Annotated in this window: 20 protein-coding genes, 1 tRNA gene and 1 pseudogene; 10 read left to right on the top strand and 12 right to left on the bottom strand. The window is 41.5% G+C overall.

What is annotated here, in order from left to right; genetic code table 11:
- The first annotated feature begins 1 nt into the window (after position 1).
- Together B3D47_RS14705 and B3D47_RS14700 are read left to right on the top strand one after the other, a co-directional pair.
- Positions 2-1402 carry an EH signature domain-containing protein gene (locus B3D47_RS14705; protein ID WP_286862786.1) on the top strand — a complete coding sequence of 467 codons (1401 nt, stop codon included), beginning with the start codon at positions 2-4 and terminating at the stop codon, positions 1400-1402.
- An 11-nt stretch (positions 1403-1413) separates the two neighbouring features.
- Entirely contained in the window at positions 1414-4617 is a 3204-nt protein-coding gene (locus B3D47_RS14700; RefSeq protein ID WP_286862784.1) for a DEAD/DEAH box helicase, read from the top strand.
- A 75-nt stretch (positions 4618-4692) separates the two neighbouring features.
- On the opposite strand, the gene B3D47_RS14695 is transcribed toward B3D47_RS14700, so the two are convergent.
- The 3 genes from B3D47_RS14695 to B3D47_RS14685 all read right to left on the bottom strand — a co-directional run bounded on the left by B3D47_RS14695 (position 4693) and on the right by B3D47_RS14685 (position 6863).
- Positions 4693-5286, bottom strand: a complete 594-nt coding sequence (locus tag B3D47_RS14695) for a hypothetical protein (RefSeq protein ID WP_034669821.1) — start codon at positions 5284-5286, stop codon at positions 4693-4695.
- Between the two features lie 108 nt (positions 5287-5394).
- The gene (locus B3D47_RS14690; RefSeq protein WP_286862781.1) at positions 5395-6591 is read right to left on the bottom strand and encodes a tyrosine-type recombinase/integrase; all 1197 of its coding nucleotides are present in this window, start codon (positions 6589-6591) and stop codon (positions 5395-5397) included.
- A gap of 181 nt (positions 6592-6772) precedes the next feature.
- Positions 6773-6863 (bottom strand) — tRNA-Ser (locus B3D47_RS14685).
- A 120-nt stretch (positions 6864-6983) separates the two neighbouring features.
- On the opposite strand from B3D47_RS14685, the gene B3D47_RS14680 reads away from it, so the two are divergent.
- Entirely contained in the window at positions 6984-8864 is a 1881-nt protein-coding gene (locus tag B3D47_RS14680) for a potassium transporter Kup (RefSeq protein WP_286862779.1), read from the top strand.
- A gap of 66 nt (positions 8865-8930) precedes the next feature.
- On the opposite strand, the gene B3D47_RS14675 is transcribed toward B3D47_RS14680, so the two are convergent.
- Positions 8931-9392, bottom strand: a complete 462-nt coding sequence (locus B3D47_RS14675) for a hypothetical protein (protein ID WP_278363409.1) — start codon at positions 9390-9392, stop codon at positions 8931-8933.
- A 266-nt stretch (positions 9393-9658) separates the two neighbouring features.
- On the opposite strand from B3D47_RS14675, the gene B3D47_RS14670 reads away from it, so the two are divergent.
- Complete coding sequence (locus B3D47_RS14670; RefSeq protein ID WP_286862777.1) at positions 9659-10777, top strand: DNA/RNA non-specific endonuclease; 1119 nt, start codon at positions 9659-9661, stop codon at positions 10775-10777.
- Positions 10778-10857: 80 nt separating this feature from the next.
- The gene (locus tag B3D47_RS14665; protein ID WP_004813651.1) at positions 10858-11103 is read left to right on the top strand and encodes a hypothetical protein; all 246 of its coding nucleotides are present in this window, start codon (positions 10858-10860) and stop codon (positions 11101-11103) included.
- Positions 11104-11234: 131 nt separating this feature from the next.
- Here B3D47_RS14665 and B3D47_RS14660 read toward each other — a convergent pair whose 3' ends face one another.
- Positions 11235-12302 (bottom strand): AraC family transcriptional regulator, encoded by a 1068-nt coding sequence (locus B3D47_RS14660; protein ID WP_248603797.1) that lies wholly within the window; start codon positions 12300-12302, stop codon positions 11235-11237.
- A gap of 101 nt (positions 12303-12403) precedes the next feature.
- Here B3D47_RS14660 and B3D47_RS14655 point away from each other — a divergent pair, with 101 nt between their 5' ends.
- Entirely contained in the window at positions 12404-13009 is a 606-nt protein-coding gene (locus tag B3D47_RS14655; protein WP_286862775.1) for a hypothetical protein, read from the top strand.
- Between the two features lie 341 nt (positions 13010-13350).
- Here B3D47_RS14655 and hisF read toward each other — a convergent pair whose 3' ends face one another.
- Positions 13351-14109: an imidazole glycerol phosphate synthase subunit HisF gene (gene hisF, locus B3D47_RS14650; protein WP_004813648.1), complete on the bottom strand. Its 759-nt coding sequence runs from the start codon at positions 14107-14109 to the stop codon at positions 13351-13353.
- Between the two features lie 113 nt (positions 14110-14222).
- Between hisF and B3D47_RS14645 the strand changes: the two genes are divergently transcribed.
- From B3D47_RS14645 to B3D47_RS14630, 4 genes and pseudogenes are all read left to right on the top strand, one after another.
- The gene (locus B3D47_RS14645; RefSeq protein WP_286862773.1) at positions 14223-15170 is read left to right on the top strand and encodes a homoserine kinase; all 948 of its coding nucleotides are present in this window, start codon (positions 14223-14225) and stop codon (positions 15168-15170) included.
- 17 nt (positions 15171-15187) lie between these two features.
- Complete coding sequence (locus B3D47_RS14640; RefSeq protein ID WP_286862771.1) at positions 15188-15814, top strand: DUF1294 domain-containing protein; 627 nt, start codon at positions 15188-15190, stop codon at positions 15812-15814.
- 25 nt (positions 15815-15839) lie between these two features.
- Entirely contained in the window at positions 15840-16232 is a 393-nt protein-coding gene (locus B3D47_RS14635) for a DUF4870 family protein (RefSeq protein ID WP_004813645.1), read from the top strand.
- Positions 16233-16325: 93 nt separating this feature from the next.
- A pseudogene (locus B3D47_RS14630) lies at positions 16326-16673 on the top strand (FAD-binding oxidoreductase); the annotation flags it as partial.
- An 81-nt stretch (positions 16674-16754) separates the two neighbouring features.
- Here the strand turns inward: B3D47_RS14630 and B3D47_RS14625 are convergent.
- The 6 genes from B3D47_RS14625 to B3D47_RS14600 form a co-directional block, all read right to left on the bottom strand.
- Positions 16755-17681: a DMT family transporter gene (locus B3D47_RS14625; RefSeq protein ID WP_286862769.1), complete on the bottom strand. Its 927-nt coding sequence runs from the start codon at positions 17679-17681 to the stop codon at positions 16755-16757.
- 72 nt (positions 17682-17753) lie between these two features.
- Entirely contained in the window at positions 17754-18476 is a 723-nt protein-coding gene (hisA, locus tag B3D47_RS14620) for a 1-(5-phosphoribosyl)-5-[(5-phosphoribosylamino)methylideneamino]imidazole-4-carboxamide isomerase (RefSeq protein WP_163168812.1), read from the bottom strand.
- 196 nt (positions 18477-18672) lie between these two features.
- Positions 18673-19443 (bottom strand): hypothetical protein, encoded by a 771-nt coding sequence (locus B3D47_RS14615; protein WP_286862766.1) that lies wholly within the window; start codon positions 19441-19443, stop codon positions 18673-18675.
- Between the two features lie 452 nt (positions 19444-19895).
- Positions 19896-20522, bottom strand: a complete 627-nt coding sequence (locus tag B3D47_RS14610) for a 3'-5' exonuclease domain-containing protein 2 (RefSeq protein WP_248603792.1) — start codon at positions 20520-20522, stop codon at positions 19896-19898.
- 151 nt (positions 20523-20673) lie between these two features.
- Positions 20674-21183 carry a DUF805 domain-containing protein gene (locus B3D47_RS14605; RefSeq protein ID WP_286862764.1) on the bottom strand — a complete coding sequence of 170 codons (510 nt, stop codon included), beginning with the start codon at positions 21181-21183 and terminating at the stop codon, positions 20674-20676.
- 135 nt (positions 21184-21318) lie between these two features.
- Positions 21319-21504 (bottom strand): glutamine amidotransferase-related protein (locus tag B3D47_RS14600; RefSeq protein ID WP_414631725.1); only part of this gene is annotated, 186 nt, incomplete at its 5' end.

Below are 21504 nucleotides of genomic sequence, written 5' to 3'. Positions count from 1 at the left end.
GATGAGTATTGCGAATCTGAAACGTCGTCTTGACGAAAAAATAAGTGTATTTTCTGAACCAACTCATATACAGACTAAATTTGTTAGACCTCAGCGTTTAATGAAAACATTGTCGATTATTGAGCATAAATTCGATGATCTTGAAAATGTACAACCATTAGAAGAAAAAATTATCAAATCAGTTCTAAAATTTGAACAACAAGGGTTTGATGGTCTGACTAAACGAGATTGGAAAAATTTGGCTTGGTCTCTCAGTAAAAAGCTGCCCAATTATGAAGAAAAACTTTTATTCACTCCTGTAGGTGTAAGATTAATTGATTATTTCAACCAATTGGGAATTGATCAACTTAAGTTTGTTTATTTTCCATTGTTGTATAGCTATTTTTCCTTTCAAGCAAAGGAATTAGAAAAACAACCTGATAGTTGGGTTAAGTTAAGAAATATATTAAATACGAACAAATCTTCCGTATTTAAAAATTCGACTCGACTAAAAAAATGGATGACGACTCTTATAGATAATTCAGAGGTTTTAACTACAGAACCTACGAAAAAATTTGTACGTGATTTTTTACAAGATAATGATGACAACAGAGTTGCTAATCAATTAGAAAGTTTAAGAATAGCTTCGGGTAGTTGGTTTTGGGATGATTTAATACGTTCATCCATTAAATCAATTAAAACAATGAAAGAGGATGAGTATTTTAAAATTATTCCACGTTTTTTAGTATTGCTTGAAAAAAATAAAATTTATAAAACTACTATTTTAGCTACACTTTTAGATCGTTATGCTAGTACTTCTCAGAGAGAGAAAGTACATGAGGTATTAAAACATCTAGCATTAAATCAATGGGGTAATCCTCAGTATGAATCATCAGCGGGATGGAATAACGTGAATGCAGACACCAAAAAAATGGTGATTCAGTGGTTTGTAAGGGCAGATTTAGAAGCTTTTTTCAATTTATTCAGTCGCGTAGCAGATATAGAGCGTTTTAATTACTGGATTAAATATATTGATAAGATTTCTTTTTCCCAGATTTTCTTAGGTCCTAATGCATTACACTCGACTCAGGCAGAGCATATTAAATTTAGAGAAATGAATAAAGGAAGGCTGAAACGTTTAACTCGATCGACTGCAAATAATAATGCTTTTATGCTCAAAATTGAAAATGTTTATGTTATGGATTTTTCGAGTGTAGGTAATGCTTGTTATATTACAAATTCAATACCTTATAGTGAAAGAGCAAGGGAGGTCAGTATTGATGAGCTCAAACCATGGCCACACTTATTAAAATTAAGTCATACACCAGGTTGGCAAATTCGATTTGATGAAAAATTAGCTGAATTAGGTATTTTCTCTAGTTCAGCTAATAATTCTAATTCAAGATATAAAAGGCATTATTAAAAGGTAATGGCATGAAGCTAGCATTCTGGAAAAAGAAAAAAAGTACTGACTCTGCTGTTGAAGATAACTTGGTGGCGAGTATAAAGTCTTTACAATATGACGAAGTTGGATTGATTTCTGCTTATCAACAAAATGCTAAAAATGACGCTGATTTTTATTGGGAAAGTCTAGAAGAAGAAGATATCGCGTATCTCCTGGATGATCAGTATGTATTGCCATGGGAGGAGCTGTTTCAGCTTCAGCAAGATCCCGAACATAGTAACGTACTTAATTTACTCAACCTACCTAGTCCAACAACTTTACATCCAGTGATTCGTAGTGAGGGAGGATTAAGTGATCCTGATTTTAAAATCATTCTGGATGGATGGTGTGATCAAAATAGGATTAAGTCTAAAGGCCTAATTAAACGAATAGGTGCGGTACTGAATGTTGATGGTCAAGAATATTTACTGGATGAAGAGACTTGGAAACTTGTAGAAAAAGTTAAAGAATTTGCTCGTATTTCAAATAAAGATAATAAGCTCAATCAAAAGTATTGGGCTCAAATACGAAGTTTAGCTAATCGAAGCCAGACAAATTTAGATGAGTTTCTTCGTAAGACCGTTGTACTTGCACCTGAAAAATTACAATTGAATCTACGTAAAAACTTGATTAGTCAGGAATCAGTTGTAGAAGTACAGCCCGACTTTGATGAGGCACCGTCAAATTGGTTGCAAACTTTTGATCGCTATAATCAGGTACAAGATCAATATAGCATTAGCCTCCCTGATGGAGGGGTGGCCCATGTGGTTATTGACCCTCAAGTTAAAAGTGTTCTGAATGAAATTAAAAAGATGCCGAATAGACGTGTATCTGGTGAACGTGCTCAAACATTTTTGCATAATCCCTTTGCACAATTAGGAGATGATGCCACACAGGTGATCTCTCCGGAAGGTTTTGAAAAATCCAAACAAGAAGCAGAAATCTATAGTTACAGTTTACAGATAGATAAATTTTATAATGAGTTAGGGCATTATGTTTCTGCTCAATTAACTCTCAACGAAAATTCGGGCCGTGAACAACAACCGATTCTGTTAGAACTTTCTAATTTAGAGCAAACAAAATATTTTATTACTGCCTATGAAAAGCCATCACCAATTTTCATGTGGGCGGGTTATACAATTGATAAAACAAGTTATTTAGATCATCAGGTTCAAGAATTAAAAAGTGATCTAACAGAAATCCAAAAATATGAAGATGAGTTACAAGCACAGCAAGTTTTAGATCTATCCAATTACAGTGATCGGGTCATTGGTATCGGTGAAGCACAAAAACTAAACTCTGAGTTTATTCAAAGAGACAGTGGTGAATCAGAGTGGTTGCCACAGCATCTCATGGAGTTGGAGCAACAATTCCAGGATCGCTTCTCCGATGAGGCAATAGAATTGCTTGAACAGCGTATCAAACAGGCTGAGCAAGAAGGTAAAGATCAGGTTCTAATTCCTAATGCAAATACTGAAGTCTCAGTAGATGACGCTAAAAAATTATTAAATAGTCTGAGTGATTCAAATAGAAAAGAACCTATTGAAACATTAGAAGAATCTACGGTTAATCTACAGAAAAAAAAGAAAGATACATTACTCATTGCGAATAACATTGATAAAGCTGAGTTTACTAAACAACGAGCAGATCAATTGGTTTTTGATGAGAAGAACCATCCCCCAGCTAGATTGCCTTCAAGTTTCAGAAGTCAGGAATTCGGTTTAAAACCGCATCAGGAGTACGGAGTTGCATGGTTGCAGAATCTACATCAATATGCACCGGAACAGGTAAGTGGCTGCCTTTTAGCAGACGATATGGGATTGGGGAAGACCCTGCAATTGTTGTGCTTTATTGGTGAATACTTAGAAAATGCAAAAGATAAAAAACCAGTTTTAGTGGTTGCTCCAGTTTCATTGTTAGAAAATTGGGAGGCAGAAGCAAATCGGTTCTTCAGTGCTAAATTTGCTAAGATCCTAAGTCTATATGGTGAAAATTTAAAAGATCGAAAAATTCCCAAGCATTTAATATCTGCTCAATTAAGAGATGATCATGGTATTACGCATTTGCTTGAAGAAGATTGGCGAGGTGATGCGGATATTGTCCTCACAACCTATGAAACGATGCGTGATCTAGAGTTTTCTTTAGCGCGAGTTGATTGGGGGATTATGGTTTGCGATGAAGCACAAAAAATTAAAGTACCTACGGCTATGGTGACAAAAGCGGCTAAAGCTCAAAAGGCAGACTTTAAAATAGCATGTACTGGTACTCCAGTGGAAAATTCACTCACTGACTTATGGTGCTTATTTGATTTTATACAAGAAAATTTGCTAGGTTCATTGAATGAATTTGGAAAAACTTATCGTCGTCCTATAGAAAATATTGAGAATGTGGATAATGAAGTATTGGAACAATTACGGAATTTGATTGCACCACAAGTTTTAAGACGGATGAAACATGATGTTGCTGATTTACCAGAAAAAATTGAAGTAGATCATTGTAAAAATATTACGATTTCTTCACTTCAACGTCACTTATATGCCGATGTAATTAATCGCTACAGGAGGTTGTCTGAAGAAGGTAATCAAGGTGCGATGTTGGCATCACTGCACAGTATGCGAATGATTTGTGCACATCCATTCCTATTGCAACCGAATGCTTCAATTCACGAATCCCCTAAAGTAGATTGGCTGATCAAAACCTTGGAAGCAATTAAGGTAAAGAATGAAAAAGTTATTATCTTCACTGAATTTAGAGATATTCAAGTCTTTCTGAAACGGATTCTTCTAGAACGGTTCGGCTTAAATGTTACAACCGTTAATGGGGATTCAAATACAAGTAGTAAAAAAGGTTTAACACGGCAAAACCTTATTGATAGATTCCAAGCAACTAGTGGTTTTAATGTAATCATTTTATCCACCACTGCTGTAGGTTTTGGCGTTAATATCCAAAAAGCTAATCATGTTATTCATTATACGCGCAGTTGGAATCCTGCCAAGGAAGATCAGGCAACTGACCGTGCTTATCGAATAGGACAAGATAAAGAAGTTTTTGTTTACTACCCATCAATAGCAGCAAATGATTTTGATACTTTTGAAATAAAATTAGATCGACTTTTATCAAGTAAGCGGGCTCTGGCAGATGATATGCTGCAGCCGAGTAGAGAACTTAGCAAAGAATTGATTGAAATGATTTAGATAACTTATCAATTTTAATTGCTTAGTCTATTGATTTAAAATTAAGCCTTGTATAACAAGGCTTAATACTCATAATTAATAAAGTTTAGTTAGTTTTTCATATTCTTTAGAACCTTCAATCATTGGTACCATTTGAAGATTCTTGTATCTAAATAACGTTGGCATCTCATGGAAAAGATCAAAAAACAATGATACCGAATCTTTGTACATTTCCTGCTTTAGCTTAGAGAAGTTTGGTCTATAAAATTCACCTGAGCCAAGTACTGGCGTATAGAAAATTTTAATTTGATTGATGTGAAGCCCAGGTAAATGCTGGCTAATGAAATGATTAACCATGTCCTCAAAGTTAATTTCATCGATATCAATTTCAATCTCTTCATCATACTCATCTCTCACATTAGTAATAGTGAGCCATGTTTCTAATCCATAGGGATGATAAATATAAATATCAGATGAGATGTATTCGCCATTTTCATTTTCATAACCCGCAGGCAGTGGAGTATAAAATCCATCAAAGGCATTGGTTATAAGTTGAGCCTGTGATTTTTCTGAATCTTCAGCTAGGCTACGAATCGCATCAACAGTGTTTTGATGTAACTTAAATGCTTTATTTACTATTCCACGGCGTTCATTACTTTCTTGGTTGATTTCAGTTCTAGTTTTTACCATTAATAAAGTTCTCTATTTAGATTTTTAACATTGATTATTGTAGGATATCCTACATTTTTATACAAGTAATTTCTAAAGAGGGCTTATTTTTAAAACAAAACTTTTAACTTAGGCGCGTTTATGCTTAGGAAATGGCACAATTTTATTTCTCAAACTATCAATAAAATCAGACCATTCTTGCATCATCTTGATTCGATATTCTAAGTGTTGAGCATGGTTATAAGCTTGAGATACGGCATTACCGACTCGATGTGCTAACTGAATTTCAATTGCATCATGCATATAACCTTGCTCATGAAGTGTCGTTGACGCAAGTCCGCGGAACCCATGACCAGTCATTTTACCATTGTAGCCCATTGTGCGGATCACACAGAGTAGAGCATTACTGCTCATAGGTTTAGCAGTACTGTGGTTATAGAAAACGTATTGCTTATTACCTGTGAGAGGTCGTAACCCTTCAATTAACGCAATTGCCTGTTTGGATAATGGAACGATGTGAGGCTGAGCCATTTTCATTTTCTCAGCAGGTATGCGCCATAAATGAGTATCAAAATCAATCTCACTCCACTCCATCATTCTGAGTTCAGCTGTGCGTACAAAAGTCAGCGTCATTAGTTGAATGGCTGTTTTAATCATTGGATTGCCGTGATAGCGATCCATTCGCTCAAGGAAGGGTGGAAACTCAGAAATGTCTAAACGTGCCATATGCTTCACTTTACGAGGTTTTAAAGCCTCTTGAAGGTGAGGTGTCGGATCATTCTCAATAAGACCCTTACGAATCGCAAAACGGAAAATACGACCTGCTAAAGGTATGGAGCGTTTCGCCATTTCCTGTGCGCCTCGTTCTTCGATTTTTTTGGCACAGGCAAGCACATCTTTACCTTTGATTTGATCAATAGGCATATTACCTAAAGTTGGGAAAAGGTCTTTTTCAAATACGGATAAATCACGTAAATAGGTATTTTCTTTAATAACTGCCTTACGGTCTTCCATCCATTCCATAGCAAGGGCTTTGAAAAGCATATTTTCATCGGCTTGCTGTTTCTTTTGCTTTTTCGCTTCATTGGGGTTAATCCCATCTTTTAGCTTTAACCGCGCTTCATCTCGAATTCTTCTAGCTTGAGCCAGTGAGGTTTCAGGATAGGTACCGATACTGAAAATATTTTCTTTACCATTAAAGCGAAACTTCATTCGCCAATACATACCGCCCGATGGTGTGACTTCCAAGTACATACCTTTCTCATCTGAATAACGAGCTTTTTTTTCTAGGGGTTTAAGCTTTCGTACTTTTGCATCGGTAAGCATTTTGAAGTTCCACAGAAATTGGGGGTATAAAAATTGGGGGATAAATATGTACCCCCAGTTATACCCCCAACTAGAACAGGATTTCAATAGATATTGTGAGATAAAATAAGACAAAAAAAAGACCTAAACCTTTGGGGTTTAAGTCTTTTAAGATCCCATAAGACATCGTGGGAATGATATTTGGCGGTGAGAGAGGGATTCGAACCCTCGATACGCTATAAACGTATACACACTTTCCAGGCGTGCTCCTTCAGCCACTCGGACACCTCACCATGGCGGTGGATGATATAGAAAAAAAACCAGTCTGCCAAGCTTGAAACAATTGATTTGCAGAAAAAGTTTGGAGGCAGTGCTATGATTCGCAAAAATGCTTTCTAAAACGAAGACAATATATGCAAAGTACTGCACAAAAAGCAGCTTTACCAGTCATTACGCTGGCTGCGCTTGGGGTCGTTTTTGGTGATATTGGTACCAGTCCTCTCTACGCACTACGCCAATGTTTCCTGACCTCGCATCTTGCCATCAGCGAAGCCTCGGTACTGGGCATTCTCTCCCTGATCTTCTGGTGCATCATGCTGACGGTGAGTTTTAAATACGTCACCATCATCATGCGTGCTGACAACAATGGTGAGGGCGGCATCATGTCACTGCTGGCCCTCAACCTGCGAACCACACTGATCTCGGATAAGAAAAAGATTTACCTGATTGCTTTAGGCTTTATTGGTGCTTCATTGTTCTTTGGTGATGGGATTATTACACCTGCGATTTCTGTACTCTCTGCCATTGAAGGATTGAGTATTGCTACGCCAGTGTTTAATAAATGGCTGGAGCCTTTATCCATTGGAATCATTGCCGGCCTGTTTCTGGTACAGCGTCATGGTACCGGGACCATGGGTAAATTTTTTGGTCCACTGACTTTACTGTGGTTCCTGTCGATTGGTGGCTTTGGTCTATGGAGTATCATCCAGACGCCGACAGTCCTGCATATGATTAACCCTTATTGGGCTTATCATTTTGTGGTAGATCAACCTTATGTGGCTTTCCTGACCATGGGCGCAGTGATTCTGACCATGACCGGAGGCGAAGCGATTTATGCAGATATGGGACATTTTGGTCGCCTGCCAATTCGTCTGGCCTGGTTCATTATTGTCTTGCCATGTCTGTTACTCAATTATGCAGGGCAGGGTGCGCTTCTGCTACGTAGTCCAGAAGCTTTGGCTAATCCATTCTATATGCTGCTGCCAGAATGGAGCCTGTATCCAATGATTGGTCTGGCAACGGCTGCTGCGGTCATTGCCTCACAAGCCGTGATTACCGGAGTATTCTCGATGGTCAATCAGGCAATTCAGCTACGTTATTTACCACGTTTGAGCGTGAAACACACTTCAGCTGAAGAACGTGGTCAGATTTATCTGCCATTTATTAACTGGATGCTGTTTATTTCAGTCGTGATTCTGATTTTGTTATTTGAGAACAGTGCGAGACTTGCCAGCGCCTATGGGGTGGCAGTAACCATGACTATGCTCTGTGGCACAATCTTGATCTCTATTTTGGCTTATGGTTTCTGGCGCTGGCCAATCTGGAAAGTGCTGTTGTTTGCCGCACCTTTTCTGGTGCTTGATCTGATTTTTGTCGCTTCTACTTCACTGAAAATCTATTCCGGTGGCTGGGTGCCAATCATGCTGGGTGCCGTACTGTTTACGATACTCATGACCTGGAAAGATGGCCGCGAACTGTTACTCAAACGTATGCAGCAAAATACCTTGCCAATTGAGCTATTTATCAAGAGTGTGTCTACCGGTGGCGGGACCCAGTTTGTGCCGGGAGATGCCATTTTCCTGACCGGAACTCCGGATGTCGTACCACATGCCATGCTGCATAACATCAAGCATAACAAGGTACTGCATCAACGTAATATCATGGTTACGGTGATTACCCGGGATATTCCCTTTGTGGGAGAGGACGATCGGGTAGAAGTTGAAAAGCTGAATGAGCATTTTTACCGGATTTATGCCTATTTCGGTTTCAAGGATCAGCCTGATATTCCACGGGCGGTCAAGCAAGCCTACACGGAATGGGGCTTTGACTATGATCTGATGCAGATCAGTTTCTTTATCTCTCGTGACAGGGTAATTCATGCGATCGGAGAAGGCATGTCACCATGGCGTGAAAAACTGTTTATCTCAATGCAACGTAATACCAGTCCGGTGAGTGATTTCTATCAGATTCCAACTAACCGGGTGGTGGAACTTGGTAGCCAGATCGAAATCTAGCAACAATACTCAAAATGAAAAAAACCAGAGTTCAGCTCTGGTTTTTTAATATCTGTTTCAGACCCGTTATGGAGTAGTTACACCTGGAGCAGTAGAGCCTGCTGGTGTCATTGGGGAATCTTGCTGCATCTCAGGCAGAGTACGGGGATCGTTGGGCTGCTGCATGTCTGGAGTTGCACCTTGTCGCATCATGGCAGGATCTTGAGAATGGCGCATCATACCCGGAGCCTGAGACATGCCCGGCTGACCAGATTGCATGCCAGACGACGGATTACTTTGCATAGCAGGTGCCTGACTTGGCTGCACTAAACGAATCTGACCAGAATTGACCAGATTTTCCAGAGAAGCATTCTGACCGTTTACAGTGGTGCTAATTCGTGCCTTGGACAGGCTTTCTAATGTTTCGCCCGGCTGTACCCGTGGTTCAGCCAATGCACTCAGGCTCATTACACTGGTAAATACACCTAGAGCCAGTAACTTTGAATAATGAATTTTGCAAGTATGGGAGTTTTTCTTCAGCGATAACATCACAATGCTCCTTCGTATATTTCTTCGAGGAATTAGAGGTTCTTACAATTGCATAATTAAAGACTGGGCAGCAAGGAAAGCTACATAAATGGGTTGAAATCTAGTCTAAGTATCCGTAAAAAACCGACAGGCTGTTACATACTTAATGGATGTTTATTTACATATTGCTTATTTGTTAATCGATTGGAAAAGTCACGATATACACGGCTTAAAGGGCTTGTTAAGCTCGGCAACACCGCTGTAGATGTTCTAAAGTAGCTGTAATCATGGCCAAGAAGCAACGTACCAAAAAAAATCCTGTCTTTCAGTTTCTTAACGAAAATACTGTAAAAATTATCCTGGGTGTGGTGGCATCGGGTAGTTTTGCGATTGCCTTTGGTCAAGAAAAAATCAGCCAGTGGGTATCGCTGTCTTCACCATCAAATTCTGCCTGTCTGGATCAGTTTTACCGGGATGTGCCACCTTATTTAATGAAGGACAGCTTAAAAAAGAACAGCTATGCACTGTGCTTTAACGGCTTTAATGTCATGTATTCTGGTGTCTCCAAAACACCATTATGGGTGGCAGAACTACTGACGCCATCTCGCCTGAGTCAAAAGATTCCGCGTGAAGACAGCTTCCATGAGGAAGAACGTGTCAGTTCGGCGCATCGTGCAACTCTGGCAGATTACCGCGGTACTGGCTATGACCGTGGACATATGGCGCCAAATGCCGATATGCCAACCAAGCAGGCACAGTTTGACAGTTTTTCCTTAGCCAATATGGTACCGCAAGCCCCGAAGAACAATCAGCAAGCGTGGCGTGAACTGGAAGAAGCCACTCGTGCGGTGGTGACCAAACAGAAACAGGATGTCTATGTGGTTACGGGACCGGTTTATAGCGCGAAAAAGCTGGAGACGATTGGCAAAGGTGTAATCGTACCGAATGCGACCTATAAAGCGGTATATATGCCGAAAACTGGTGCAGCCGGGGTGTATTATGTGGATAACAACCTAAAAAATCCGGCACCAAAAGTCCAGATCATCAGCGTCTGTGCCTTGGAAGAACTGGTTAATATCAACATCTTCCCGCAACTGACTGAAGAACAGAAACGTAATACCTATAAGCTGCCTTTGAAAGCCAGCGAGGTGAAGGCCAATAAGCCTATCACCTATGCAAACTGGGATGCAGAAAGCCAGTGTGCCGAAGATGTATCCAAGAGTGACCTGGAAGTATTACAAGAGGAATTCAAACGTTCTGGTGGAGGTCGTACGTCTGTGAGCGGGAATACTTCAACATCTGAGGGTTCCACTAGTGACGCAGCAGACAATAATGATCCGCAAGGTGCATTGATCAAGCAGTTGCTGGAAGCAGTGCTACAGTTCATTTTGCAGCTGTTAAAATAATTCTGTTGTGCCAGACAGGATTTAGGTAGCATAAATCTGTCCGGTACAATTAGAAAACAACAAGGAAGCGACAGAAAAAAATGTTTAAACCTTATGAAAACGGCACCGAATCACATGCGATTCATGACCTGACCATTGAAAATGATGTGGACTGTGTCAGCCTCTATGGAAACTTGCAGTTAACCAAGGATCAGGCCGGGCTGAAAGCAGCCAAGGCCTTGCAGGCGCTGCTCAATGATGTGGTGCAGCAACTGGAAAATACTCCGGATCTGCCTGACAAGATCCAGCGTGATGACGCTCAGGAAATTGATAATCCATTTTTATAATGGGTCATTTTTTAAAATTTCATGACTCTTCGATGCGAAACAGAAAAAGCTCAGGATTACTATGAGCTTTTTTTATTCAGGTTTAAAAGTTTATTTCTCTTGAATTATCTTTATTGTATTTATTCAAAAATCTAAATTTGATATTGGGTATTGAGGTTGGCCTGCATCGGATAATCTAAAAATTTCTCCTGTGTTTTGTTTTTCAGATAGTCTGAGCGCCACTGTTGCGGCGTCTGGCGGGTCCACTGCTTAAAGGCACGCTGGAAGGCACTTTGTTCTGAATAACCCAATAACAGGGAAATCTCGTGCAGGCTTAGATTTTCATCGGTCAAATATTGCTGGGCCAGCATAAAACGGATTTCCTGCATTCGCTGCTGATAGGTCTTGCCCTGTTTTTGCAAATGACGCTGCAACTGCCGAACCGACCAGTGTAACTGACGGGCAATATGCTCAATCTGAAACATGTTTTTTTGCAGTCCGGTCAGGATCGCCTGCTGAATCCGATGATCTATCTGTGAAGTATTCGGCAGTTTTTCCAATAAGGCTTCTGCCTGTTGTTTTAACAGCTTCTGTAGCGTCTGGTCCCCTTGACGTAATGGTTTTGCCAGTTCAGAAACATGCATAAAAATCACACTCTTTGGCTGATCAAAACGAACCTTGCACCGGAAGTACTGTTCATAGAGATTGAGATACTTGTTGGTCGGCTGGCGGAAATGGACTTCATGTAAGTGAATATCATCGGTAGCCGTCAGCGAACGTACAAATTTCAGCATCAATGCCATGGCGACTTCATCAGTCAATTGAGTCGCCAGATTTAGAGGAACATCGACCCAGGCAATTGACAGGTAGTCATTTTCGACCCGGACTTCTAAAGGACTGCCGTCATAGACCAGACGATGATAGTCATGATAGCGCATCATGGCTTCGCCCAAGGTTTCACAGGACAGCGCCAGATAGGCAATAATGCCGAGATGTCGGGGTTGTACGAAATTAGCAATTTCCAAGCCTAAGGCAGGAGTCTGCAACTTTTGCTGTAATTGCATGAGCAACTCACGCCAGATGACAAATTCAAAGCGTTCAACGTCCTGTATAGCGAGCAGTTTTTCTGGAATGGGGAGTTGTTTGGATAGATAGAACTCCAGCAACAAATGTCCCAGACCTCCATAAACCGTGCCTGCATCGTCCTGTATGCTGTGCATTTTTTAATTCTTTTTGTCGTGTTTTGTCAATCATATTGAATTTTGTGGTCAATATCTAGCCTTTTAGCTCACCTATAGTAAATAAAAAGGAGGGACAGACAATGCTAAAAGGTTTTCTGGCAGGACTGGTAATTGCCAATGGTTTTGAATGGTTTGCGCATAAATATATTCTGCATGGTATACCTCGCAAAGGTCAGGCTCGCTACAGTCTAGTACCGCAGAGCATGCGTTCACACTGGGAGCATCATCGGGAAGTGCGTAAGACAGCATTCTCTGATCATGGCTATGTAGAAGGCTGGCAGAACTGGCGTACCCGTAATGAAATTGGATCTCTGGTTGTTGTTGCCAGTGTATTTGGCCTGGTCTTTTATCCGGTTTCAAAAGGAATGTCGCTCGCAGTGTTTTATAGTGCCTGCAATTATTATTATGTGCATCGTCGGGCACATCTGGAACCAGAATGGGCCAAGCGAAAAATTCCCTGGCATTATGACCATCATATGAATAGTAATCAGGATGCCAACTGGTGTGTAACCCGGCCATGGTTCGACTACGTTATGGGGACACGGGTGATTTCATCGCCTGAATTACAGGAACAAAATCCACTCGGCATTTATCTACCCAAACCGGTTTCTCAAGCCCTGAGCAGCAGTATTCAGCAAATCTTTCCAGCCAAATGGGTTGAGAAAAATAGAGCCTTAAATCCTTAAAAGAAACCTAGAAGTTTTAGATAAGGAAATAAAATGCATTTGCACGCTATTTTTGTCGTGATTTGTCAATAAATCCTGCTTAAATTGTCAATATTCGGGGTGTTTTTTGACCTATATTTACACCTGTCAGCGATATAGCCTAACGCTGACAGGTTGTTATGAATACTTGAGTTATGGTTAGATTTTACTGGTTATATTGACACCAAGCGCTGTAGTCTATTCTTGGTTTTATAGGGAGTCGCAAGACTCCTTTTTTTTGTCCCTAATTCATGTGCTTAAATTTTCAAGTAATAAAAAGGCATGATTAACATGCCTTTTTCAGATCTTGTCTCTAAAAAGAATTAAAGACGCATTTCAATGCCTTGCGCTGCCAGATAGGCTTTTGCTTCTGGAATGGTATGCTGGCCGAAGTGGAAGATTGAGGCTGCAAGTACAGCATCTGCGCCCCCTTTTAAAATCCCGTCCGCCAGATGTTGCAGGTTGCCGACACCACCAGAAGCAATTGTTGGAATGTTAACACGGTCATTAATGGTACGCATGAGTGCCAGGTCATAGCCCGCTTTGGTACCATCAGCATCCATTGAGGTCACTAAGAGTTCACCGGCGCCGTAGTCCGCCATTTTCACGGCCCATTCAATCGCATCAATACCCGTTTCCTTGCGGCCACCGTGAGTAAAGATTTCCCATTTATTCTCGCCGGTTTTCTTGGCATCAATAGCAACCACGATACATTGTGCACCAAAACGCTGAGAAGCCTCCTGGACGAATTCAGGATTATAAATCGCTGCTGAGTTAATGCTGACTTTATCCGCGCCAGCATTTAACAGTAAACGGATATCTTCAACTTTACGGACACCACCACCTACAGTTAACGGTACGAATACAGATTCGGCCATGCGCTCTACAGTACGATAAGTCGTGTCACGTCCATGATGTGTAGCGGTAATATCAAGGAAAGTAATTTCATCGGCACCTTGTTCATTATAGCGACGCGCCACTTCGACCGGGTCGCCCGCATCACGAATATCAAGGAACTGAACCCCCTTGACCACACGACCATTATCAACGTCGAGGCAAGGAATAATACGTTTAGCTAGCATAAATTTTTCCAATTATTACAGCCGATTATGAAACTCACCCACGCAAGCGCTACACCTTGGCAGATGGAAACGGTATTCTAGCAAAAATATGTAAGTTTTTTCGCAGGTTTTCTATGTCGGTTTATACCACTTTGACTTTAAAGGAAGTTCAGGATTTTGCAGCGCCTTATGGTCTCAAAGCGATTGATCTGATTCCCATTCAAGGAGGTATCCAGAACACCAACTACTTTCTGATCTGTGAAGACCAGCAATATGTATTGACTGTGTTCGAGGACATGGATGAACAGGCTGCTGGTGAACTGGTTCCCGTACTTAAGCATCTGGGACAGGCAGGGGTGGCTGTGCCCGTCCCATTATCGCATTCAGGCAAGGCCATTCATAGCATCAAGGGTAAGCCAGCCCAGATCGCGCCACGGATGCTAGGCGAACATCCTATGCCAGCGACTAAGGCTCAGGCCGAAGCCATTGCCATTGCGCAGGCAAAAATGCATGTAGCACTAAAAGATTTTAAACTGGAACGCGAATTCGTACGTGATCATGCCTACTGGTATGCCGTGGCGCAGGAAATCAAGCCAACCCTGAATGCTGCTGATAATGTCCTGTTGGGTAAGTTGCTCGGCCTGTATGAGGCATTGACAGCCGTTTATACTGATCGCCCACGTGGCTTTATTCACTCAGATCTGTTCCGTGACAATACCCTGTTTGAGGGAGATCAGCTCAATGGCATTCTGGATTTTTATGAATTGAATAAAGATGAGCTGCTGTTTGATATTGCCATTACCTTAAATGACTTCTGCACAGATTATCCCGCAGTGACCTTGAATGAAGAACGTGCGGTTGCTTTTCTAAAGGCTTATGAAAGTATCCGTCCCTTGACTGAGGATGAAAAAGCCTGTCTGCAGCTTTACCTGGCGATGGCAGCCGGTCGTTTCTGGATGATGCGTTTACAAGTGGCACAGAAAAATGCGGCTCAAGGCCGTACCGGAAACGATATTCTGCAAAAGAATCCGGAAGAAATGCGTAATATGTTGATCGAACGACTTAAGTTTGTTACCGCTTAACCAACAGGAACAACAATATGCGTGATCAAGGGCGTTTGGTGGAATGGTTTGATGAAAAAGGCTATGGTTTTATTCAGCCAAATGATGCCGGCAAGGAACGTGTGTTTCTGCACATTAAGGACTTTGCGCGCCCTGGTCCGCGCCCGATTGTTGGTTGTGCCTTGGATTATGCCGTGATTCTGGATGATCAGGGCCGTTATCGTGCTCAGCAGGTGACTTATCTCAAAGCTGCCCAGATCAAGGCTTTGACGGCTAAACAGAAAACAGTCATAAAGAATAAAAAAGAAAAGTTGCAGCCGATGCAAATCCTCTGTGTGGGATATATTCTGGCGCTTGTGGTACTCAGTTTCAGTGGCCTGTTAAGTGGGATGATAGTGTTGCTGATCAGCCTGATGAATGTGCTGAGTTACTGGCTTTATGCGCAAGACAAGGAAGCAGCCCAACTCGGTAATCGCCGTATTCCTGAAAATGCGCTGCATCTGGTGGCGTTTCTGGGAGGGTGGCCGGCAGCTTGGCTGGCCCAACAAAAACTGAGACATAAAACACAAAAACAACCATTCCGTCAGATTTATTTTTGTACCATAGCCTTTAACATCATTTTGATTCTATGGCTTATTTCCCCTTTAAACGGCTTAAATATTTAAGGGAAATTGATAAAAAGGAGAGGGTATGAACTATTCGATTGACAAGGACCCTAACCGCACACTGACTCTTATTCTATATATTCTTTATATTGTGGCGATCTTTACCGGTGGCCTGCTTGCTGTCATTGCGCTGGTAATTAACTATGTGAAACGCAGTTCGGTTCGCGGCACAATTTTCGAGAGCCATTTTACCTGGCAGATCCGCACCTTCTGGTGGTATCTGTTCTGGAATATCGTTGCCTTTGTTCCATTTTTCTTCCTGTTCTTTACCGGTGAAGATCCGGATCTGTTTGCAGGTGTAGCATTTGGTGCCACCACTTTCTGCCTGATTGTGATTGGCTTGGCCTGGATCTGGATTGTCTATCGGGCAATTCGCGGAATTATGCGTTTGAATGATAATCTGCCGATGTATCGATAAATCAAATTGGGATCTGGAAAGAGCAGCATATCGCTGCTCTTTTTTATAGCTCTATGATTTTTGGCAGCAGAATATCCGAATGAAGTAGGCACTATTCAGCATGTCTTCCCGCAGTTAAAACAGGTCGAACTGGATTTTGTCTGGAGTGGTACAACTGATCTGACCATGAATGGCGCAGCCGACAGCCGCAAGTTTGGTGATAAATTTCCAATCTATGCAGTACAAGGTTGGAGTGGTCATGGCGTAGCGCAAACTGTGCGTATTGGTAAAGCGATTGCGAATGACTTCTGTGACAAAGCCGATGACTTTAATATGTTAACCAGTATCCAGCATCAAGATATTCTATTTGGTCGAGTACTTGCACCGGTGGTGATTCTAATGGCGAAAACGGCCTATGATTTAAGTGCTTTGGTCAATCCGGGCAAAATGGTATCTTTCTAAAATTGAATATAAATATAAAAAAATCCCCCTTTTTGAAGGGGGATTTAGGGAGATTCATAAAGGGTTAGGGGGAGGGAAAAACTAAGAAAGATCTTCCCTCAATTCTTCCCTTTTTTCTGTTCTTAAAAACTTCGGTTTCCATTCACTGGCAATTACACCCAGTACCACCATTAATCCGCCCAATAAAGCCAGAGCAGGTAAACGTTCTCCAGCGAGTCGGCCAAACAGACTGGCCCAGATCGGCTCACCTGCATAGATAATGGCAGCCTGAGAAGGATCAACCATTTCCTGTGCCCAGTTCATGACCAGTTGAATCACTGCGCTGGCTATACCGAGGCCAACTAAAATGATGGCAAGGTGAGGATGGAACTCCGGTAGCTGAGGTTCGCCGAGCATTGCTGCCATAATAAAGCAGAACAGTGATGCGAAAATCAGCTGTAACACGGTCACGTGGCGCGTATTTACCTTCGGTGCAAAGTAACTGATAAAGATGATTTCAAGTGCAATTGCAATCGAACCCAAAATCGTCAGTAGCTGTCCAAAACTCAGTTGAATCGCACCAAAGCCATTTCCTGTTAAGAAGACCAGACCTAAAAAGGCGAGGGCTGCCCCAATCCATGTCATGACATGTGGTTTTTTACGAAACAGCAGCCATAGCAAGATAGGCACAAGAGGCACATACAGTGCGGTTAAAAAAGCCGATTCACTACTGCTAATCGTTTGTAGTCCAACTGTTTGCGTACCATAGCCCAGTGCAATGAGCAATCCGATGACCGCACCAGCAAAAACTTCAAAAGCGGACATGCCTTTGAGATATTTCCAGGAAATGAGTGTCACGGCAATAGCAGCAGCCATAAAGCGCAAGGCTACAAAAAGCACGGGACTGGCAAAGGTCAGTCCGTATTTCACCACCACAAAGGTTGTACCCCAAATGATGGTAATTAAAATCAGAGAAAGCTGAGGGAGCTTCGCTTTCCATATTGAGGATTCAGAGGATAAGGTAGACATGGGAGATCAGTATTCAGGTAAAAACAAAAAGAGGCCCGAAGACCTCTTTTACAGCAACATCAATCTTTCAGATTAAGCGTCTAAAACCGCTTGTGCTTCACGAAGATTTAAAGTGCCTTCATAGATCGCACGACCAGTAATTGCGCCAAGAATGCCTGGTTGGCCTTTTAAGCCGTGAACATCATCGATATTAGTGACACCACCAGACGCAATCACTGGAAGACCTGAGTAAGTTGCCAGGTTCACAGTTTGCTCAATGTTCACACCCTGCATCATGCCGTCACGTGCGATGTCGGTATAGACAATACTGGACACGCCTGCATCGGCGAAACGTTTAGCCAGATCAGTCGCTTTCACGTCAGTCACATTGGCCCAACCATCCGTTGCGACCATGCCATTCATGGCATCAATCCCAACAATGATATGACCAGCGAACTTTTTACATGCTTCTTCAACAAACTCAGGCTCTTTCACTGCTTTTGTACCAATGATCACATAAGACACACCTGCATCTAGGTAATGCTCAATGGTTTCCAGTGAACGAATACCACCACCGATTTGAATCGGTAAGTTTGGTTGTGCTTTAGCAATCGCTTCTACGACTGGCTTATGAATCGGGGTACCTGCAAAAGCACCGTTCAGATCAACCAGATGGAGACGACGCGCACCTTCATTTACCCAATGCTGCGCAGTAGCCACTGGATCATCAGAAAATACAGTATCGTCTTCCATACGACCTTGTTTTAAACGGACACATTTGCCATCTTTCAGGTCAATTGCAGGGATGATCAGCATGCTTTCGCTCCTGGCCTAATCGTCGATTGAATTTGAATGGCTGCCATCTTAACAAATAAACGGCGGATTTCTAAATCTAAATACTGAATCTCGCATATGAAAAAAACCTGTCATGGACAGGTTGGAGTGAGTGAGTACAGCTCATTGTTATTTTTATATCTGATCAGGCTGATCATTCCGCATGGATGAAATTCAATTAAACATATGCGAGTTGAAGTTCCAGATCCAGTGGACCTACTTTACCAAGCTGAGTACCCAGGTCATAAAGACCGTCATTGACTGCACCTGCTGTGGCGCCTACCGTTGTGACGATACTGCCGATAACTGGCAGATCTGCTGCCGTATCAGTAATTGGGGCAAGGTCATCCAGCAGTGCATCGACAGTGCCTGAGACATCTTGCAGGACACCACCCACACTCGCTACCGGATTACTGAGTACATCATTCACCAGATCTAGTGGCTGAATGCCAGCGACATAATCACCCGTTTCTGAAATCAGTCCACTCAGGTTAGAAGTAGTCTGCCCGACTGATGCAACCACATCACCGATGACTGGCAAAGAAAGCAGTGGAGCAGTCAGCGGCGCCGTAGTATCTAAAACGCTATCTAAGATATCAGAGACGCCATCTAAAGTTTGACCGACCAGGTCTGTAGTTCCATTTAGCAGTATGTCTATACCACCAGATAAATCTCCCTGTAATAGCTGGTCTGATACTGCATGCACGCCTTGACTCACATCTGCTAACAGTCCTGTACTGGTATCCAGGACAGTTTTTAGCGTATCGCCAACTACAGGTAATTGTGTCAGTGCGTCCGTCAAAGGTGCCGTCAGGGTACTGACTGTTTCAACCACTTCATCAACTAAGGTAATAACCGCCTTAGTCAGGAAGCCTACGGCTTTGCTAATACCTTGCACTGCCAGTGTGAATACCCCATTGAACTTACCGCCGCCCAATAAACTTGCCATGATTTTTACCCTCTAGAAATTTGAACCACTTAACGATAAAGAATTGTTATGCACATCATGTTTTAGCAAAAATCTGCCAAATTTATAGAGCCTAGAACCATAATTTTGATCATAAGTCAGGAAAATTTTATGTAAAATTCATGTTTATCAAAGGATTGATATTAATTTTATATTTTGTGAAAAAATGTAATTAAAAACAATGAATTATATTGGTTGTTTTGGTGCTTCTAAAAGATGAGTGGTGTTATTTTTGTGCATTTTTATTGTTTAGCTTAATGTTCGATTAAAAGAATAGTAAAAAAGTTGAGTAGTTTACTCGGGTTTTTAGAAAAGTGATTATTCATTTGCTAAATTTTGGTGCGTTACATAGTTTACATAATCTTACAATCGGTCGGCGCTTAATTTCTCAAGTAACAGTGTTAAGGAACATCCAGAAGCAATGATTATTTTCTTTAGGAAAGTTTCAATTCTCGGCTTAGGAGTTTCCGTTGCCAAAGTTCTTCCAGAATCAAAATACAGGCATAAGCATCTGCTGCTGCATAATCAATTTGTGCCGGGCAGAGTTTCTTGCTGGCCCAGTTAGAGGTACTGATCTTTTTGGACTTTGGGAAATTGACCTGGAACAGAAGTGCCATCGCATTTCTGACCCCAACAGCCTGTTTGAACCCAAAACTACCAAAGCATTTGGAGAGTTCCAGTACCCCATTTAATTCAATACCTTTTTTACGGAACAGATGTTTGTCATTTTTTAAGCCAAAGCCAGCTTTCATCTGATTGGGATTGGCAAATATCGGCTGTAAAAAATGCCATAGTTCCGTATTCATTTGAAATAAATACGCCCTTTCTCGGGTAGCTAACTGAATCAAATGCGGTCCTGTAGACTGTTCACCGGCTTTAAATATGGGCTTGGATTCTGAGTCAAAGCCAAAGACTTGTACCTGTTCAAGTTCTTCACGTATTACTTCTGCCTGTTGAAGATTCTGAATTACAATAATTTTTTCAAAGGAGATATTTTGAAATCTTGGAAGTGTGGCGATATCTTCTTTGGTGGGTAAAATTGGAGAATGAAGGGCATCCATGACGAGTCTGTGTGGGTCCGTGTATGAAGATGCAGCTTAAGACTTTTTAAATTCAGTCTAAAGCGCTTTTAAGGAATTTTTTTTTAAATCAAGATGAAAAGCCAGACTTATTTTTAGATCTGGCTTTTGAATTGAGTTGACTGGATTAAACTTATTGCTGTTGCAAATTTGCCTGTTTTGCACGATTGACATAGTCCTGATAAGACGGAACCGCCATGGCCGCTGCAATCCCCAAAACAATCAGCAGAATATAAAGAATCGCCAGTACATTTTCCCAGCCACGTGTGGTACGGGGGTGGCCAAACTGGCTGCTGTCACGGTTACCCGGAGCAAACAGGGCATACAAGGCAAATAAAATATTGGCGATAGGTACCAGCATCAGCAAAGACAGCCAGCCGCTATGATTTCGGTCATGCAGGCGACGAATTAAAAAGATGATACTGAAATAAATTACTGCAATATAAATTAATCCCATGACTACCAGTGATAGCATAGGCAAGGAGCCATCTGGACTCAGAAATGGATTTGCGCCTGGTAGAATGACAGCAGCTAAAATACCGACAAGCATTAAACAAAAGCCCATTAGCATATTCCAGGCCAGATATGAACGACGCCCAAAACGTCCCCCTGCATTTAAAGCAGAATCATTTAAATTACTCATTGTTATTTCCTTGTTTTTATCATTAAGATTTTTATAAGTAAATGAATGATATAGTAATTTATTAAAAAATAAAAGATTAAATATTGGGCAATAAAAAACCCGCTTCAAGCGGGTTTTTTTTAAACATGGATAGGATTAGATATTCCATTCCACGAAGTTTTTCAGCAGTTGTAAACCTGCGGTATGGCTTTTTTCCGGGTGGAACTGGGTCGCAAACAGATTTTCTTTATGCAGTGCCGTACAGAATTCCAGTCCATAGTTGCATGTCGCAGCCACGATGCTTGGATCTTTTGGCTCTACATAGAAGCTGTGTACGAAATA

The sequence above is a fragment of the Acinetobacter sp. UBA3461 genome (assembly GCF_002381195.1).
GTDB lineage: Bacteria > Pseudomonadota > Gammaproteobacteria > Pseudomonadales > Moraxellaceae > Acinetobacter > Acinetobacter schindleri.
This window is presented reverse-complemented; position numbering and strand designations above follow the sequence as displayed.